The 491-nt window shown below is 66.2% G+C and carries 2 protein-coding genes; both read right to left on the reverse strand.

The features are described from left to right. On the reverse strand, positions 1 to 183 hold a 183-nt coding region (locus tag KVT32_RS32710), incomplete at its 3' end, for a pilus assembly protein PilP (RefSeq protein WP_217619266.1). A 6-nt stretch (positions 184 to 189) separates the two neighbouring features. Continuing rightward, entirely contained in the window at positions 190 to 336 is a 147-nt protein-coding gene (locus KVT32_RS28655) for a hypothetical protein (protein WP_217619265.1), read from the reverse strand. Positions 337 to 491 lie beyond the last annotated feature (155 nt).

The following is a 491-nucleotide window of genomic DNA, read 5'->3' on the forward strand; positions in this document are numbered from 1 at the left end:
GCCCCCTTTCTGCATGGTGCCGACCATCGTCATGGTGTCGAGCGGGAAGGCCTCCAGGGCCTCGCGCGGCCGCTCCAAGTCCGGCTGCGGCGTGCTGCGCGCCTGCGCCAGCCGGCCGGCGACGGCCAGCTTGGCGGTGCTGAACGGATCGACCGCCTCCTGCTGGTTGTAGGCGTAGGGGATGAATTCCTACGAGGCCGGCAGCGGTTTCACTTTTGGCTTCGTTTCGCGCTTGACCTGGTCCATCCAGCTGCGCACCTCGCGCACGTCGCTGTCGCCGCAGCCGGCCAGCAGCGCGGCCATCGTCAGCAGCAGTGCGCCATGGGTCTTCGTCATTTCTTCGCCCCTTTGGCTTTTTTGCCCTTGCCCTTGGCCTTCTCGCGCGCGGCCCTCTGCGCGGCCAGTTCCTCGGCGTCGAGGTAGCGGAAGGTCTTGGCGATCGCTTCCAGCTTCAGGCTGCCGTCCTTGTTGGTTTCGATCGCCATGTTGTT

The sequence above is a fragment of the Achromobacter sp. GbtcB20 genome, assembly GCF_019091095.1.
Taxonomy (GTDB): Bacteria; Pseudomonadota; Gammaproteobacteria; order Burkholderiales; family Burkholderiaceae_B; genus Achromobacter; species Achromobacter mucicolens.

Excerpts from the sequence above, each read along its gene's own strand:
- KVT32_RS28655 (WP_217619265.1), bottom strand. The coding sequence starts at position 336 with ATGACGAAGACCCATGGCGCACTGCTGCTGACGATGGCCGCGCTGCTG.